Raw genomic sequence first — 17,995 nt, 5'->3', positions numbered from 1 at the left:
AAATGATTTCCAAATTAAGGAGTGAGAGTGATGCAGAGAAGATCGCTTCTTGCGGCGATGGCCCTGATTCCCGTCTTCCAGATGGCGGTTCCGGGCGCAGCGATTGCCGCGGAGAAGAAAGTCAAAGTTGCGGCCACTTATGACGCAATGGCGGAGATCGCGAAAGCGGTGGGCGGAAGTCGGGTCACAGTTTCGACCCTGATCCCTCCGGGCGTGGAGCCGCATGAATATTCGCCCCGTCCGGGTGATATGCGGGGACTCGCGGGCGCGGATCTCGTGATCAAAAACGGGCTCGGGCTTGAACCCTGGACTGAAAAGGCGCTGAAAGCGTCCGGCAACGGCCGCGCGAAGATCGTTGTGGCGTCTCAGGGCGTGACGCCGATGAAGATCGGGGCCGCGATTGATCCCCACCTCTGGATTTCGCCTTCAGGCGCGATCCTTGAAGCGGAAAACATCGCGAAGGCGCTTGAAGCCGCGGATCCCGCGGGAGCGGCGGTTTATAAGAAGAATCTTGCAGCTTTCACTTCAGGCATCAAAGCTGCGTCCGACACCTTCCGCAAGGCGGTTGCCGGATCTAAAAACCGCACATTTGTGACCGGTCACGCGGCGTTTGGCTATCTCTGCCGCGATTTCGGTCTGAAGCAGGTCAGCGTTGAAAACGTTTACGCGGAAGGAGAGCCCTCTGCGAGGCAGCTCGCAGAACTCGTGAGCTTCTGCCGGAAGAACCATGTGAAGACCGTTTTCGCTGAGGAACTCGCGAGTCCCGCGGTTTCCAGAACACTCGCCCGCGAATGCGGAGCCAAGGTGGTCCCGATCTACACGATGGAAAGTCCTGAAGACAAACTGAGCTTCTCCGCCCGTATGTCTCAGAACCTGAAACACATTGCTGAAAGTTTTCGGTAACGACGCGAAAAGACTGCGGACCTGATCCGCGCGACACACAGAGTAAAGCGTTAACCGGACTCTCTGCCTCTTCTCCGGGAGGCAGAGAGTTTTTTTATATTGAGCACGTCGGAAAGAAGTCAAAAAAATGGGAAGACTGATTGGATCAGCCTTCCCTTTAAGAGAATCAGGAAACTGGGATTCGTGCTTTTTCCCCCAATCCTGTTTCCTGATTCCGTGGGAGCCCGGCGCCCCCAGAGAGAGTGGATGCAGCGTTCTGTGTCAGACGCCTGAGGAGAGGAGGGCAGTGCCCTGAAGTGTCTTCCGCGATGCCGGTTTATGAGGCGGATTCTGAAGATCCTTTGCCGCATGTCCGGTACGGGAGAACTGGCGTGACTCACAGCATTAAACCCGTCACCTCAGTCTGTGAGTGACGCCGGCGGAATGACCATTCTTCTTTTCTTTCTTAAGGCACTGCCTGCGTCGGTGAAGCGATTTCAGGGGAGGTCAGATCGATCCTCCTTTTTCTGATGTTGTCATAAAAACTGCTTCCTTCTGTGTGTCGTTTATGTTGTTCTTTCTTGTGAAATCAATTCTATAAGTCATTGAATGTTGTATGTTTTGCAATTGAGATGAAAATCCGTGAATTCAATTATTGCAATTACATCCGCGTGAGACAGACTGATAAATTTTCTGTAAAAAGCCCTCTCTGTTTCCCGGGATGAAACAATGCGGGGCTTTCACTGTAAAAATGCTGTTTTTACAGACGGTTGAAAGAAACGCACCGCAAATCTGACCCTTAGCCGTCTAATTAAAGGTAAATAGATAGCAATGATATCTAACTGCAATGAATTGGCAGTTCGTTTTCCCGTGGTTACGTAAAAGATTGACTTTTGGTTGAAAAAGTTGACTTGCAATAATTTTGATGTGTATCAAAAAGATAACCCTTTGGGGTATCGGTTAAGCCGGTTCAGGCGGAAAGAAAGGGTTTCCGGAGGTTGACCCGGAGTTTCCAGGGATGAACTTTGGAGCAGTTTTCTGAACCGGGAGTTTTAGAGCGCTGCAGATCTGAAGGCAAAAAAAACGGGAAGGTCAGGGAGGACCTTCCCGGTAAAGGAGTCTGCAAAACCGGGATCAATGCACATTCCCCCTTCCTGCTTTGCAGATTCCAAGGGGGCCCGGCGCCCCCTATGTCAAGCTGCTATGGGAGTGATTTATTTCAGCCGCTTCTGAATATCAGCGATCTGCTGCTTCAGGGCTCGGAGTTCCGCGGCCTGGGAGTCGAGGCGGGTATTCGCGGCGGAAAGCTTTGTGTCAGCCGTGGCGAGGCGTGCGCTGAGATCCGTATTTTCGGTCTTAAGCGACGTCACTTCGGCTTGCAGTTCCTGAGGCGACTTCTTCTTCATGCTGTTATCCCCGAACCGGTAAGAAACACCGAGGTTCAGCATGTGGTCGTTCGACGCGAAGGCACCGCCGACGTTAAACATCAGGTTTTCAGTCGGGCGGACAAAGAGTCCGACCGCGAGCGCCTGAGTGCCGTGATAGACACCGAGGCCGAGAGAAGCAGAGACCTTGTGGTCTTCGTCATAATCCTGCGGGTGAAGACCTGCGAGAGCAGCAGCTGTCGCGCCGGCCCGGTTGATACGGTCCTTCAGATCCCGCTGTCCGGCAGAGAACTGGTTCTGCAGGTTATTGATATCCGTGCGGTTCGCGGCGATATTCGCCGTATTGTTGTCAATATCCCGGCGGTTCGTCGCAATTTTCGTCGTATTGTTCTGAACCTTGACATTGGTTTCGTGGAGCTGAGCCCCATTGATCGCCTCGTTCGAGGTAGCCGAAACGGTACCAGCCGCCACATTCGTGATCTTGTTTCCGCCGTTATCGAGCCCGGTCGAAGTGATTGAAACCGTGCCAGAAGAGCCGCCGGTAATCGTTACGCCGTTCGTATTGATGACCGTCGTTGTGGGGGACGAGTCAGAAGAGAACGTGGCGCTATGCATATCCGTCAGGTCCTGGCTCAGCGTCACCGTGTAGGTGCTCGCGGGAGGCGAAGTGGAGGGATCACCCGTGATCGGAAGACGCGTGGTGTCAACCGAGAGGTTCGGCCCCTTGGTATCAACCTTTGTGGAAGATGCGGCCGTAATGGCCTTGAGCTGAGCCACGTTGACCGCGTCGGTATCTTTCCAGCCAGCGGCGACGCCCGTAATCTGGCGCGTGATTCCTTCATCGGCGTCACCGACCGAGACCGCGGAAGCGGTGGACACCCAGGCGGCTGACGTATTGGTAGTCAGAGTCTTGGTTGACGGGGCATAGCCCTTCAGGCCGTACCAGGTATCGGCGACAGAACCGGAACCAATCGCCACGCCGCCAGTCGTAGTTGCGGTGGCGTTGTTGCCAATCGCAACCGAGCTCGCTCCCTTGGCCATCGTATTCGTACCGACCGCGGTAGCGTTGGCGCTTGACGCGGTTGATGTGTTGCCGATTGCGACACCGCCCATGGAGGTAGCTGTTGCCGTATTGCCGATCGCGACCGTATTCAAAGTAGCGGCCTTGGAATTGGTGCCCATGGCAATCGCGTTGCTGCCAGAGGCTGTCGCTGTGCTGCCGATTGCGGTGGCGTTAGTGCCAGTCGAGTTCGCGGCATTGCCGAGCGCGACGCCGCCCATGTAGGAAGCAGATGCGGTATTGCCGATTGCAACCGTATTCAGCATGGCTGCCTTGGAATTGGTACCCACGGCAATCGCGTTGCTGCCAGAGGAAGCCGCGGTGTTGCCGATAGCGACACCGCTCTGGACGGTAGCGAGGCTGTTGGAACCGATAGTCACACTGTAGTTCGCTGCTTTGACGGGAGTCGCGGTCGTAGCGTTTCCAATGACGACGGCGCCGGTAACCGTATCAAGATTACGGTTATCACCGATCACAATAGTTTTTGTGGCGTTGGAAACCGAGTTTCCGGATCCAATAACGGTGACATGGTGCACGGAGTCACCCGTGTTAGCGAAGCCCGTGAAAAGGTTAAAAGCGCTCGGTGCGCCTTCACCGTATTCCCGACGCCAATAATTGCGGTTTCGTTTGTCCAGTCAGCCGTATTGGCACCGCCGATCGCAAGCGTAGAGCCGCCGCCGTTTGATTGGCTGACGAGTTCCCGAAGCGTGTCGGCGAACTCGACCGGGGAGGAAGGCAGACCCGGGGTCTGTGACAGCGTGTCGTCATTCTGGAGTGAATTGGTGATCTGGTTCGCGGCACCGAAAACCAGGGCACCGGAAGAATTGGAAACCCGGTTCGCTACGCCGACCAGACTGTTTGTCATCCCGGAAACCGCGGACTGAGAGCTTCGGGATTCATTGCTGTTAAAAGAGCCAATGATCGTGGCGCCGAACCCCTGGGAAACAGTGCTATTGCCATTGACCGTGTTTGTTCCGCCCGGATAGTAATTGGCGGAATTGACGTTATAGGCACCGATCGACGTGGCGTACTGACCAGCGGTATAAGAGTTATAGCCTACACTCGTCGCTCCGAACCCGTACTGAAGGTTTTCATAGGAGTTGGAAGCGTCTCCCTGCTTATTGACATTCACGTCGCCAATCTGACCGGTGTAATCGTGCTGACCAACAACGGTTGAGCCGTTGTAGCCAATGGAATTTTTACCGATCGCGATACCGCCCGCGCCAAAGTTCCCTCTGCGTGAGAGATAGGTCCAGAAATCCATGAATACGACAGCCGCGCCTTTTCTGCCGACTTCGGTGATGGTTTTGGCGTTGGCGCCGATTGCGATGCTGGCTTCTCCAGCGTTGCCGCTATAAGTACTGTCTGTTCTGGCGCTGGGACCAATAGCGACCTGATTGGCTCCAGTGGTTGAACTCGTGGCGCCGACAGCGACGCCGGCGCCGCTGCCTGCAGTAACCGTTCCCGCGGCCATGGCGGGGCAGGCTGCGAGAGCAATCGCCGCGGCGACAAGTGACACCGCGAAGCCTGAATGAGAAGTGTTCCTCTTGGCGCGTTTGGAAGAGCTGGCCTGTCGCCGGGCGGAGGGAGCCTGGTGAATGACATTGCTTGACATGAGATTTTCCTCTGTGTGTTTTTTGTTAAGTTTTGTGAGGAAAATTATATGAATGAGCTATAAGTTGTTGATTTAGCAATCATCTGCAGTTCGTCATGCATTCATTAAATGCAATAAGAACGGGAAAGAGGATTTGATAAATCTTTCGTATTTTCGATAACTGACGTCCAAAAATCCGGGGATAATTCAACGGAGATTGAAAAAATGCATTTAAACAAATGATTAAATAGGGGGCGCCAGGGGCACTATTCAAACACTGGTGAAATACCGGTATACCATCATGCATAAAGAGCAAGCAGGAAATGGCAATTTTTCTGATTGCAAAAAGTTCAATAATTCAAATAGTTGCATGTAAATCAACAACAAAAAACGTTGATTGAAGTCAAAAACTGCCAGTGATCGGGACTGAAAAACGTGTTTTGGAACTACGAAGCCGCTCCAGATTCGTAGGAAAGAGAAAGATGATCCGGGAGAAACCGGAAACTGAAGGGGGCGGTTTTCTATCCCGTGGCGCTAAACGAAAAAAGGGAAGGTTTTTTCAAACCTTCCCATAAAAGGGCATCAGAAATCAGGACTCTGTGCTAATCCCCCATCCTGTTTTCTGGTGCCCGGGGAACCCGGCGTTCCCCGGAACCAGTCCGATGGACTGTATTAATGAAGATGTTTCTGGATGTCCGCAATCTGGGCTTTCAGGGCTTTGAGTTCCGAGGCCTGAGAGTCAATGCGGGCATTCGCGGTAGCGAGCCGCGCGCTGAGGTCAGTGTTTTCAGTCTTGAGAGACGTCACCTCTTCCTGCAGTTGCTGCGGAGACTTCTTTTCCATGCTGTTGTCACCGAAGCGATAGGAGACACCAAGGTTCAGCATGTGGTCGTTCGACGCGAAGGCACCGCCGATATTAAACATCAGGTTTTCAGTGGGACGCACGAAGAGACCGACCGCCAGAGCCTGGGTTCCGTGGTAGAAGCCAAGACCGAGAGAACCGGAAACCTTATGGTCTTCGTTGTAGTCCTGCGGATGAAGTCCGGCAAGAGCCGCGGCCGTTGCGCCCGCCCGGTTGATGCGATCTTTAAGGTCCTGCTGCCCGATGTTGTATTTGTTCATCAGGTTATCGATGTCCGTCCGGTTAGCGGCAATATTCGTCGCGTTTTTCTGGACGTTCACATTCGTTTCGTGGAGCTGAGCCCCATTGACCGCGTCGCTCGAGGTTGCCGAGATGGTGCCAGGAGCCACGTTCGTGATCTTATTTCCGCCGTTATTGAGGCCCGTGGAAGTAAGAGACACCGTGCCTGTAGTGCCGCCAGTGATCGTGACGCCATTTGTGTTGATGACGGTCGTCGTGGTCGAGACATCAGGGTTACTGAAGGTAGCGCTGTGCATGCCAGTCAGATCCGGATTCAAAGCAACGGCGTAATCCTTGCCAGAGGCTTCTGCAACCGTTGAGGGATTTTCACCATCAGAGGTGATAGGAAGCTTTACGGTTTCAGACTTAACTGAAAGGTTCGGATCTTTGGTAGTAACTGTCGCGGTATTAGCGGACGTATTAATAGCCGTCAAAGTCGCAGCTCGCAGCTGAGCCACGTTGACCGCATCCGTATCCTCAGAACCAGCGGCTACGCCAGTAATCTGACGTGTCACACCTTCATCGGCATCACCAACAGAAACCGCAGCTGCAGTCGATGTCCAGGTGGAGTCATCCACCTTAGTCGACGTAGTCTTCGTGGACGGGTCGTAACCGGATACACCAGCCATGCGGTTAGCGACTGAACCAGAGCCGATTGCAACGCTGCCGCTGACAGAAGCGGTGGAGTTTGTACCCAGAGCCACAGAGGACGGCGAATTGGCGGCCGAATTTGTACCAATGGCTACAGAATAGAGTCCATTTGTTTGAGCCTGTGTGCCAAGCGCTACAGTCCCGCCACCAGAAGCTGTTGCGGTGTTACCTAAAGCAATGTCACCGATAGTGGATGCTGTTGTGTTGTAACCGATAGCTACTGAGTACGAACCTTTGGTTTTCGTGTAGCTGCCGATAGACACACTGGACAGACCAGCGATTTTGTTATCCGCCCCCAGAGCTCCAGCCACAGCTTTGTAGCCAAGAGCAACCGATTGACCGGCAAGAGCCGTATTTTGCGAACCAATAGCTAAAGAGTCCACACCATACGCTTTGGATATGTAGCCAACAGCCAAGGAGTCTGATGCGTTAGCGAGACTCTGGAAACCAAAGGCAGAAGAGAAAGGCCCCTTCGATATTACCTGATAGCCAATGGCATTTGAGCCATCGCCCTGAGCGCTAGCGGTGTTTCCAATTGCCAATCCGCTCTTCCCACTGGCGACAGCAGAAGTTCCGATAGCATAACTGTCCTGGGCGGTCGCACTGGCAGAAGTTCCGATAGCGTAACTGTCCTGTCCCGTCGCGCTGCTGGACTTTCCAATAGCGACAGCATCATTAGCAGCCGCACTGGAGGAGGTGCCAAGTGCAATTGTGTCTGTGGCAGTCGCGTTGCTGTCAGTGCCGATAGACACGAAGTTTTCAGCGTTAGTAATTTCTGTCGTTTCAGTTGCAGATCCCAGTACAACTGCACCGTTTGTCGTAGTCAGGGTGTGGTTGTCGCCGATAACAATGTCAGACGTACCAGTAGAAATGGTGTTGCCGGAGCCGATAACCGTGACATGAGTGACCTGGTCTGCCGTGTTCGCAAAACCGGTAACCAGGTTGAAAGCGCTGGGAGACTCCTCTGTGCCTGTGATGGTATTTTTGACGCCGATTATTGAGGTTTCAATGGTCCAATCGGCTGTTTTGGCACCGCCGAAGACCAGCGTAGAGCCGCTGCCATCAGAATTCGCAACAAGCGTCCGAAGCTGATCGGCAAAATCCGCAGCGTTTTCCGGCGTACTGTCATACGCGCTCATTAAGCCCCAGGCAAGACTGGAATTGGTATTAATTGAATTGGTTACTTTATTCCCAGTACCAAACACCAGAGAGCCAGCCGAGTTCGAAACTTTGTTGGCTACACCCACAATACTGTTAGCAATACCAGCCCCCAGACCGGCGGCATACCCGGCGGATTCATTGCTGTTAAAGGCTCCTAATATTGTGGAGCCGAAGTTCTGCCCTACATAAAATAAGTTGGCCCAACTTCCGCCGCTCTCCAGATACTGCGTAGAGCTGATGTTATAGGCACCAACAGTCGTTGAGAACATGCCTGCGGAATAACTGTTATAGCCAACACTTGTAGCGCCGACTGCATACTGGAGGTTGTGGTATGTATTGACGCCGGATCCGACAGTGACGTCTCCAAGCGTTCCGGTGTAGTCATGTTGACCAATAATCGTTGTACCGTTAAGGGCGTAAGAATTTTCGCCAATTGCGATGCCGCCAGCTCCAGGAGTTTTACCGGTAGGATCAAAAGTGACCCACATGGCCTTTTTCCCACCGTCCTCGTTAACTGTTTGCGCATTTTTGCCAATGGCGATGGAGGCATCGTCAGACATCTTGTCTCGATTATTGGCTACGGCATTCGGACCGATAGCTATCTGATTTTCTGTCGCAGTATAGCTTGTCGCTCCCACTGAGAGTCCTGCGCCTTTACCTGCAGCGACATCAGCCGCAAACGCAGTCGCAGAGGTAGCCGCCAGGATTGCTGCGGCGAGAATGGAGAGGGAAAACCGGAACGCGTTCTTTCCGGTGGGATTCTGCTGACTGACCTCCTGCCGGGAGGGGGGAGGCACATGGAACGCTTTTTTAGTAATTTTGCTTGTCATGGCTGGTTCCTTCTGTGCTTACGTTATTGTTAACTTCTGTAATTTCAGTATAGATAACCTATTGAAATTTGTGATTTTTGCATTTACCAACTTCGTAAATAATTTCAATAAATGCAATCACTAACGCTGATAGTAACTTGATAATTTTCAAAACCAGCAAAAAATTGTTACGTAAATTGAAACAATCAAAAAAACGGGAAAATAATGCAAATAATCATTCTGTTAACTTTTGATATCAGCGATATATGAACAGAATCTGTGCAATAAATTGGATAAATAGCAAAGCTATAAGTTTGACAGGAAATGTATTTTTGTTGATTGCATCGTTTACAACAATGTAACGAAAATCAACTTAGTTGAATCTGATATTTTATTGATATATGTCAAATTAATGAGGTCCGTGTACGTTTTTTGATCTAGAGGATCACACTGTTGACCTACTAGTTATTGTTAAAAATTTAATCTAAATAACGATAAATTGTGCTGTAACCAGAAAATCCAAAAGAAAAGTCAAATCTAGAATAGGAAAACGGACAGCAGACGATTGAATCGTTAACCTGCGCTTAACTAACCTTTAGTTGTAAATCGATCAATAGCGGTTGGAAAAACGAAAAAATGACAAGATAAAAAATAAGGGAGAAGCATTTCTGCTTCTCCCTTGATTTTCTGTGCCGTCAGGAGGGCACAGAGAGGCTTTTTTTACCAGCCGCAGCCGTGTCCGCCGTTCATCATCGGGCCGGGACCAAAACCGCCCATATGGGGGCCGTATCCGCCCATCATGCTGCCGGCGTGATGGCCGAACTCATACTGCAGGAAGATTTCCTTCTGATCCGCGGAGAGCGAATTCATCAGGTTCTTGCGGGCAGAGGCGAGAGCCGAGAGATTATCCGACGCTTCGCGCATGATCTTCGCACGGGCTTCAAGCGCCTGCTGGCGGCTTTCAGCACCGAGCATGGCCTGGCGGGCTTCGTAGCGGGTGTTCGCCATATTGGTCACCGCCTTCATCCAGGCGTCAAACACACCCTGCTGGGCGCTTGTGATCTTGAGTCCCTCGGCGATGTGCTTCGAAATCTGATTCATGTAGGCAGGATCCACCTTGCCCTGAGCGCCTTGCGGCATCACCGGACCCGGTCCGAGCATCGGGCCGCCGGCAGGGCAGGGGTAACCCGCCTGAGGCTGACCGCCAGCCGGATAGGCCCAGGCGGTGGCTGCCGCGGCGAGAATGCCAGCTGAGGCGAGAGCGCTGAGAATGATCTTGGAAGACTTCTTCATGGTTTTGCTCCTGAGGTTAATTGCATAACTGGAAGTCTATAGAAGAGGCGTGCAAATGCCGCAATGTCTTTGTAACGGGGAAGGTGCGGTGTTTACAGAGTATTTCAGGGGTTTCACGGAGGATATCTGATACCGCCCGCGAAACCTGCGAAGCAGGGTCAGGTGAGTGTCATTCCCAGAAACAGAAACACCCCGAAGTGCCGGGCTTCGGGGTGCTGTCATGGGGGATGTGGAGAAGACCGGTGCTACTCAACTTCTTCCGGCTTCTTGTCGAATGCCTCTCCAACAGTGTCGAGGAACGAGCGCAGCCAGTCTGCGCCTCCAAGCCTCAGAAACATCTCTTTCTGCTTGGGGGTGCAGCGGATGTGAAGGACGATGTCCTTCGCATGCCCTGACAGCGGGCGGCCGCGGCGCCGTTTCTCTCCGCTAAGGGGTTGGGGCATATAAGTTCTGGTTTGAATTTCGGGCATTTTGTTTTCTCTCTTATTACACACACTATATTACATCGTGTGTCGGAGATAGTCCAATAGCCTAATGATTTGCTTACACTTTTTCTGGCTGAAGTGTTACAAATTTAGAAAGTTGTAAACAGTAAAGTTGTCAAAAAAATCCCCCGGAGCGTCTTTCACCGCATCCGGGGGATTGCTTTTCTGTCAACCGCGGTTAACGAAGCGCGAAGCTGATGCCAAAGAGCACCGCTAGAACGCACATCGTCGGGTTGATATCCTTCCAGCGGCGGGTAAGAACCTTGACCGCGATGTAGGAGATGAAACCGATACCGAGGCCGGTCGCGATGTTGAACGTGAGCGGCATCGAGATAACGGTGAGGAACGCGGGGAGGGCGTCCGTGAAGTCATCCCAGTTGATGGCGCGCAGCGTCCCCATCATCATGGCGCCGACGATCATGAGGGCGGCCGACGTGGCGTAGACCGGAACGATCGAAAGGATCGGGGCGAGGAAGAGTGAAAGAGCAAAGAGCACAGCCACCGTCACAGCGGTAAGGCCGGTGCGGCCGCCTGCGGCGACGCCTGATACACTTTCGAGATAGGTCGTCGCGGTGGTGCAGCCGAGGAGACCGGAGCAGAGCGTACCGATGGAGTCAGACATCAGAGCGCGGTCAATACCGCGGATCTTGCCGTCCGCGGACACGTAGCCTGCCTTTGAACAGACACCGATCAGCGTGCCGAGGTTATCAAAGAGGTCAATAAAGCAGAGCGTGAAGAGCACGACCACAACCGAATGCTTCATCAGACCGCCGAAATCCAGCTGGAACGCCGTCGCGGTCGGGAAAAGCTTGATCGGCTTCGCGAATTCAGCGGCAAGGTCCGGAAGCGGAGTGGCGCCGAAGATGAAGCCAACCACGGTGATGATCGCCATACCGATAATCATGGCACCCTTCGTCCCGCGGGCAATCAGAGCGCCGATGATGATCACGCAGATCACGGTGAGGAACACCTTCGGATCCCAGAGGTTGCCAAGCGCCACGAAGGACGTCTTATCTCCCACGATGAGACCGCAGTTCTTCATGCCGATGAACGCGATAAAGAAACCGATACCGGCCGGAATCGCGGACTTCATGGACATCGGTACCGAATTGATGATCAGCTGCCGGATGCGGGTGAAGGTGAGGAGGGAGAAGATGATGCCGGAGATGAGCACCGCGGCGAAGCCTGCCTGCCAGGTGAACCCCATCGGTCCGCAGACGATGAATGAGAAGAAGGCGCTGATGCCGAGCCCCGGGGCGACGGCAACCGGGAAATTAGCCCAGAGACCCATAACGAGCGTCGCGATCACGGTGATCCAGACAGTCGACACAAAGGCGTCGCCGAAAGCGATGCCCGTGTTGGACAGCATGCCTGGGACAACAGCGAGCAGATAACACATCGTCACGAAAGTCGTGACGCCAGCGAGAATCTCCCGCCTGACGTTCGAGCCGGCAGCCTCGATTTTGAAATACCGGTTTAGAAACTCATTCACTTGTGGTGCCTCTCCGAAGAGAAAGTTTGAGGATGGTTTTATTGGAAATCAGTTACCGCGCCCGGCGGGTGAGTGTCATGCGGGTGCGATTATATTCGCCCCAGGAGATCTTCCCGGATATCAGGGCATCCTGATTCGCTTTCACTTTGGGGTCAATCTGGGCTTCGCTTTGTTTCACCGCGGCTTCATGGGCGTCAACGCCTGAGGCAATCATCATCTGCCGGGTTTTGTCATTGATCGCGGCGATCTGCTGGAAAACGCGGTTCGCGGCTTTCACTTCCGCGGGAGTCGCTTTGGCTTCGTCAGAAGCCTGAGCGTCGGTGAGTTCAGAAGCGATACAGGGGGTCTTGCTGAAATAAGCCTGATTTGAGGGCTGCTGACAGACCCGGAGCATCAGACCTCGGACGTCGCGGAAACGGGCTGCCACGGTTTCAGGGGTTACTTTGCCGCCCTTGAAAGGAGCCTCCAGCTGGAAGGAGTCGTCCTTCGGATTGACATCAACATCAAGAAGTTTCTGCTGCAGCGCGGGTTTCGACTGCGTGAGAGCAGGCGCGTCCGGCACGCTCACCGTTGCCCGGTCGGAGTGGAGCAGAAATTCAGTAATAGGATCAGCCGCAAAGGCGAGCGTCGCGGACAGCGCGGCCAGGCCAGCGGCAATAACGAAATAAAGTTTTTTCATCGGGGGGATCTCGCGGATGTGCTAATGATAAAACCGGGGAGAGATTTCGTACATTGCCGGAAGAAAATTTTTTTGACGAAAGTCCCGTTCAGCAGGGGATCCCGGTGCGTTTTTTTTGAAACTTTCAGCTCTCTGGTCTAACGTATCCTTCAGTCAGGCTAATAAGAAAGGTCGATCAGATGGATAAAACCTTCACGCTCCGCGACGCGGGGAATTCCGCGTTTATTCCTGGATTCCGGCTTGTGGATGCCGAGCTTCCGAACGGCATAACCCTCAGAACCGCGATCGGCGGTCCCCGTTATTCCAAAAAGCGGCCGCTTGTGATGCTGCATGGGCATCCTCATACCCACGTTATCTGGCGGAAGGTCGCGCCGTTCTTCGCGAAAGACCGCCTGGTGATTCTTCCCGATCTCCGGGGGTACGGTGACAGCTCAAAGCCTGAAAGCACGCCGGATCACCGCCCGTACTCAAAGCGCGAAATGGCGTCCGATATCGCGGAACTCGCCCGAGGCTTGTCGCTTCCTCCGTTTGATCTCGTGGGGCATGACCGAGGAGGACGCGTCGGACACCGCTTCGTGCTCGACTACCCGGAGATGCTTTCAAGCGCCACCTTTATCGATATCGCGCCGACCGCGACAATGTATGAAAGAACCAATAAGGAATTCGCGACCCGCTACTTCTGGTGGTTCTTTCTGATTCAGCCGGCTCCCTTCCCGGAGAAACTGATCCTTTCGGACCCGGAGTATTTCCTCAGGCGTCATATCGCTGGGCAGCTGAAGACCGAGGGGGCGACAGAAGAAGCGGTGATGCAGGAATACCTTCGCTGCTACCGGGATCCCAAAACGGTGCACGCGATCTGCGAGGATTACCGGGCAGCGGCCACGATTGATCTCGAGGATGACGCGTCTGACAGCGGGAAGCGGATCCGCTGTCCGCTGTTCCTGGTCTGGGGCGCGAAGGGCACTGTGGGGCAGCTTTACGATGTGCCGGAAACCTGGCGCGGCAAAGCGCTCGATGTCCGGGGAACGGCTCTGCCCTGCGGACATTCCCCTGAGGAAGAGTGCCCGCATCGGTTCGAGGAGGAACTCGACGCCTTCCTGATGAGTGTTCCATAAAAGAAAAGCGCGGACTCTCGTTAAGAGTTATCCGCGCTTCCTCTCTCTATATAAGAGGGCAGTGCCCTTAAAGCAGTCCGAGAAGTCTCAGCACGGCGGGCAGTGTTACCGCGGCAAGAACTGTCGTGAGAAGGAGCGAATTCGCGGTCGGCCCCTGAAGCACATTGAATTCCTGCGCCATGATGTAGACATTCACGCCGACCGGGAGGCAGCCGAGGAGGCACACGGCCTGAAGTTCCGGTCCCGTGAGCCCCATCAGGCGTCCGAGAAGGAATACGACAACCGGCTGCACACCGAGCTTCAGAACCGTGATAAGGCCGGTCGTTTCAAAGTGGGATCGGAGCTTATATTGGGTAAGACCGACACCAACCGCGAAGAGCGCGACAGGGGAGGCGGCGTTTGCCATCAGATCGACAGTTTTCTTCAGCGGTACCGGCATTTGGAGTCCCGTGAGACTCCAGAGAAGACCGAGAATAATGCCGATCACAATCGGGTTCCGAAGGGATCGCATCGTGCCCTGATAGATCGTCTTGGAGAGTGAGGGGCTGCAGCTCCGGCTGAACTCAATCTGCACCGTCGCGAAGGTCCACATGAGGAACGCGTTGAGAGCGAAGATCACGGCAAGCGCCGGCATCGAGGCAGGGGTGAGAAGCGCGATCGAAATCGGGACCCCGAGCTTCGGCGCGGGAAGCTGCGTGATGGTACTCATCAGACGGAAGAGGAGCGTCGGAATCGCGACCGTGAAGGCGAATTTTGAGAGCGCCTTTCCAATTTCCGGTGTGACAAGTCTGAGAGAGGCGAAAAGGTAGCCAAGACCGACCAGCGCGAAAAGCGGAAGCGCGATCAGAAAGTTATTAAGAAAGACAGTCATGAAAGGAGCCGGTTTGAATTTTTTCCTGACTCTACGCCGCTTTGGATCCGGCCGCAGTGACGCAAAGCTCCAGGGATCCCCATATCGGGGAATCCCTGCGGAAAGTCTGAACAGATCAGAGCACCGGGCCTTCCATGAAGACCTCGAGCTGCTCCTCATAAAGGAGCGTCTCCATCTTCGTAACGGTGCCGGACGCGATGTCCGTCAGATGGGCGAGAAGCGCTTCTCCCATTTCTTCGATTGACGCGGTCCCCGACATGACAGGAGACGCGTCAAAGTCAAAATTATCAGGAGACCGCTTAAAAGCTCTGGCGTTCCCGGTCACGTAGAGGAATGGCGACACAACGGTGGGATTGATGGCAGGCATTGCGGGATTTTCAGGCATGGCGTTTCCGCCCATCTGATAAATCATGACCGCGGCACCGGCGGCGGTGAACCCGAGTGGGAGCGAAAGCGAACTCATCCAGGCGTCCATGAAGTAAAGCCCATGCCCCGACGGAGCTTCACCATAGGTGAGGACATCCTGAATCGGGCGATGTCCGGATTTCGCGATCGCGCCAAGCGATTTTTCCTCAAGCGTCGATATCCCTGCCGCGATGTTCGCCGGTATCGGATTGATTGCCCGGATATCTTCGCCGGTGGAGAGCGCTTTCTCTTCCCAGCGGCGGGCCGCGGCGAGAATTTTCCCGGCTACGGTGTCATTTACGGCACGGGCAGCGACGAGCTGCTCCGCGCCGATAATTTCCGTGGTTTCTGAGAACATCGCGGTTCCGCCGGAGTCGATCAGCCGGTCAAAGGCGTTGCCCACCGTAGGGTTCCCCGCGATGCCTGAGGTCGCGTCTGATGTCCCGCACTTTACGGCGAGTGTCAGCGCGGAAAGCGGGCAGGGCGACCTGCGGGCCCTGGAGACCTCGACCGCGAGGCTTCTGGCCGCCTGAAGCGCTTTTCCGAGAAGGCTGTAGCTCCCGCCGGACTCAGTGAGGTATAGGATCCGGAAGGGCTTCCCGGACTGCTCAGCCGCGGCAGCAAAGCGGCTGTCACTCATATTGCGGTAGGCGCTTTCGCCGGACGGCTTCACCGCGAGAAGCAGTGTCCCCCCGACATTCGGATTCCGGATAAGACCTTCCATCACGCGGGCAATCGTTTCACGGTCTTTCGCGGGGCGACCCGTTTCTGCCGGAATCTCAAAGTGTGTCGCGCCCCGGATCATCCGGCAGACATTGGTCGCGATGAAATTGAGCGACCGGTTGATCGGGAGAACAAGAAGCGTGTTTCTCGCGCCGGCATGTCCATCGGGGCGCATGTATCCCAGAAACTCATAGGTCATCTGGCGTCCTCCTTCAGGTCTCCCCGGCCACGGGCACCCTCAATGTTATGAATATGGACGAGTGAACCCGGAGCGATGTCGCGGCTCGCAACGCCGATCGGCAGACCGTACTTGATCACGGGGTTTCCTTTTTTCATCGGTCTCACCGCAATCTTGAATCCGAACGGGATCGCGTCCAGAGCTGTGACCGAGCGTCCGGTTTTTTCGCGGCCCAGAATGATTTCAGCGGTATCACCGGATGCCGCGTCGGAAAGCGCGGTGGCCACCGTGTCTTCCGGATTGAGAAGCAGAGCAAGCATCAATTCTTCTCCTGATATGAGAGGCTTCGCGAAGCGCGGAGCGATCTCATTATCAGCGGTTTTCCGTGTTTCAGAAATACCTAATAGGGGGAAGAGAGAGGCGAGGCTTCACGCCTGAAGGTGTGAGGTTTTGTGAGCCGGGTGCCGGAATTGGGAGCAAGGCCCGGCAACTTGAAATATAATCGGCAGTTTACCGGGCCTTGAAGCGGGTGAGCCCTTACGTTCCCCGTTTCCGCGGTCAGTCCCGAGATGGGCAGCGCTGTGTCGCGGCGCTGCCGTCTCCCGCCGGAATTTTTAGGCCGTATCCGTTCTGGAGCCGGCCCCTTTTTAAAGTAAGCAAAATGACTGAAAAAGCTGAAGAAGTAAAGAATGAAGAAACCGAGGTTAAGGCCACCAAGTCTTCCGAGGTTACCGATAGCTCCCTCACCGCTCCCGTGAACCCGCTCGCGCGTTCCGTTGAGGTCACTGTCTCCCAGGATGCCGTTTCCGCCGGCACCGAATCCCGCCTGAAGGGCTATGCCAAGAAGGCCCGCGTTGACGGTTTCCGCCGCGGCCACGTCCCGATGAACATCGTGCGCAGCCTCTACGGTCAGGAAGCCTACAGCGAAGCCCTGAACGAAGAAATCGGCAAGGCTGTTGAGAAGGCCATCACCGAAGGCGGCTTCCGCATCGCCGGCACCCCTGAAGTGGTTCCCGCGAAGGACATGCCGACTGACGGCAAGTCTGACCTCAAGTTTGAGGCTCACTTCGAAGTGATCCCCGAGGTCGAAACGCCTGATTTCGCTAACCTCGAGCTCCATCGCTTCGTCTGCGACGTGACCGATAAGGAAGTGACCGACACGCTGAACGTCATGCTGAAGCAGCGCGCCACCTACAAGGATGTCGAACGCGCTTCCCAGAAGGACGACGAAGTGACGGTTGACTTCGAAGGCAAGATCGACGGCGTCGCTTTCGACGGCGGCACCGCTAAGGACTACGCCTTCATCGTCGGCGCCGGCCAGATGCTCCCCGAGTTTGACGCTGCCGCCACCGGCCTCAAGGCTGGCGAGACGAAGGAATTCAAGCTCACGTTCCCGGTTGACTACGGTGCGAAGAACCTTGCCGGCAAGATCGCCGACTTCACCCTCACCGTGAAGAAGGTTCAGGAGCCCGTGCTCCCCGCCCTCGACGACAAGTTCGCTGAATCCCTCGGCATCAAGAGCGTTGATCAGCTGAAGAAGGAAGTCGAGACCAACCTGAAGCGCGAAGTGAAGTCCCGCCTGACCGCCCGCACGAAGGAAGGCGTCTTCAACGCCCTGATCGAGCAGGCCAAGTTCGCTCTGCCGGTCGTGATGGTCCGTGACGAAGCTGCCCGTATCGGCAACGAATACCGTGAGACGCTCGCTGCCCGCGGCCTCGATGTGAAAAACATGCCGAATCTCGACCCGCAGGTCTTCGCTCCCCAGGCTGAACGCCGCGTTCGCCTCGGCCTCCTCGTTTCCAAGCTGATCGCTGATAATAAGATCAAGGCGGAACCGGAACAGGTGAAGGCGTTTGCCGCTGAAATGGCCTCGGCCTACGAGAAGCCCGAAGAAGTGACGGAATGGTACCTGAAGGACCAGAACCGTTACGCCGAGCTCTCCGCTGCCGTGATTGAGAACAACCTCGTTGACTTCGTGCTCGGCAAGGGCAAGACCTCCGACGAAGCGATCGACTTCGACGTTCTCATGGGCCGCAAGGCTGAAGCCTGATCCGGAAGGACCGCGGTTTCT

Annotated in this window: 13 protein-coding genes; 3 read left to right on the top strand and 10 right to left on the bottom strand. The window is 54.7% G+C overall.

Annotated features, from left to right (window positions below; all coding sequences use genetic code 11):
- Nucleotides 1-30 precede the first annotated feature (30 nt).
- A complete protein-coding gene (locus tag BN1936_RS07580) occupies nt 31-903 on the top strand; it encodes a metal ABC transporter solute-binding protein, Zn/Mn family (RefSeq protein WP_022444259.1) in 873 nt (290 codons plus the stop codon).
- A gap of 1,193 nt (nt 904-2,096) precedes the next feature.
- Here BN1936_RS07580 and BN1936_RS07575 read toward each other — a convergent pair.
- The 7 genes from BN1936_RS07575 to BN1936_RS07545 form a co-directional block, all read right to left on the bottom strand.
- Complete coding sequence (locus BN1936_RS07575) at nt 2,097-3,863, bottom strand: YadA-like family protein (protein WP_148521212.1); 1,767 nt, start codon at nt 3,861-3,863, stop codon at nt 2,097-2,099.
- A complete protein-coding gene (locus BN1936_RS07570) occupies nt 3,800-4,942 on the bottom strand; it encodes a hypothetical protein (protein WP_049687073.1) in 1,143 nt (380 codons plus the stop codon). Before BN1936_RS07570 ends, BN1936_RS07575 begins: the two co-directional genes overlap by 64 nt.
- A gap of 651 nt (nt 4,943-5,593) precedes the next feature.
- Nucleotides 5,594-8,704, bottom strand: coding sequence for a YadA-like family protein (locus BN1936_RS07565; protein ID WP_049687072.1), 3,111 nt, complete (start codon nt 8,702-8,704; stop codon nt 5,594-5,596).
- 699 nt (nt 8,705-9,403) lie between these two features.
- Entirely contained in the window at nt 9,404-9,976 is a 573-nt protein-coding gene (locus BN1936_RS07560) for a Spy/CpxP family protein refolding chaperone (RefSeq protein WP_022444255.1), read from the bottom strand.
- Between the two features lie 245 nt (nt 9,977-10,221).
- Complete coding sequence (locus tag BN1936_RS07555; RefSeq protein WP_125064652.1) at nt 10,222-10,419, bottom strand: hypothetical protein; 198 nt, start codon at nt 10,417-10,419, stop codon at nt 10,222-10,224.
- 220 nt (nt 10,420-10,639) lie between these two features.
- The gene (locus BN1936_RS07550) at nt 10,640-11,953 is read right to left on the bottom strand and encodes an NCS2 family permease (protein ID WP_022444253.1); all 1,314 of its coding nucleotides are present in this window, start codon (nt 11,951-11,953) and stop codon (nt 10,640-10,642) included.
- Nucleotides 11,954-12,005: 52 nt separating this feature from the next.
- Nucleotides 12,006-12,632, bottom strand: coding sequence for a hypothetical protein (locus tag BN1936_RS07545; protein ID WP_022444252.1), 627 nt, complete (start codon nt 12,630-12,632; stop codon nt 12,006-12,008).
- A 179-nt stretch (nt 12,633-12,811) separates the two neighbouring features.
- On the opposite strand from BN1936_RS07545, the gene BN1936_RS07540 reads away from it, so the two are divergent.
- Nucleotides 12,812-13,747, top strand: a complete 936-nt coding sequence (locus tag BN1936_RS07540) for an alpha/beta fold hydrolase (protein ID WP_022444251.1) — start codon at nt 12,812-12,814, stop codon at nt 13,745-13,747.
- 67 nt (nt 13,748-13,814) lie between these two features.
- On the opposite strand, the gene BN1936_RS07535 is transcribed toward BN1936_RS07540, so the two are convergent.
- The 3 genes from BN1936_RS07535 to BN1936_RS07525 all read right to left on the bottom strand — a co-directional run bounded on the left by BN1936_RS07535 (nt 13,815) and on the right by BN1936_RS07525 (nt 16,244).
- Nucleotides 13,815-14,618, bottom strand: a complete 804-nt coding sequence (locus BN1936_RS07535; RefSeq protein WP_049687071.1) for an AEC family transporter — start codon at nt 14,616-14,618, stop codon at nt 13,815-13,817.
- Between the two features lie 115 nt (nt 14,619-14,733).
- Nucleotides 14,734-15,945, bottom strand: coding sequence for a UxaA family hydrolase (locus BN1936_RS07530; protein WP_049687070.1), 1,212 nt, complete (start codon nt 15,943-15,945; stop codon nt 14,734-14,736).
- Nucleotides 15,942-16,244, bottom strand: coding sequence for a UxaA family hydrolase (locus tag BN1936_RS07525; protein ID WP_022444248.1), 303 nt, complete (start codon nt 16,242-16,244; stop codon nt 15,942-15,944). Before BN1936_RS07525 ends, BN1936_RS07530 begins: the two co-directional genes overlap by 4 nt.
- Before the next feature lie 341 nt (nt 16,245-16,585).
- Here BN1936_RS07525 and tig point away from each other — a divergent pair, with 341 nt between their 5' ends.
- Nucleotides 16,586-17,974, top strand: coding sequence for a trigger factor (gene tig, locus BN1936_RS07520; protein WP_049687069.1), 1,389 nt, complete (start codon nt 16,586-16,588; stop codon nt 17,972-17,974).
- The last annotated feature ends 21 nt before the right edge of the window (nt 17,975-17,995 follow it).

Source organism: Dakarella massiliensis (genome assembly GCF_001182045.1).
Lineage (GTDB): Bacteria > Pseudomonadota > Gammaproteobacteria > Burkholderiales > Burkholderiaceae_F > Mesosutterella > Mesosutterella massiliensis.
This window is presented reverse-complemented; position numbering and strand designations above follow the sequence as displayed.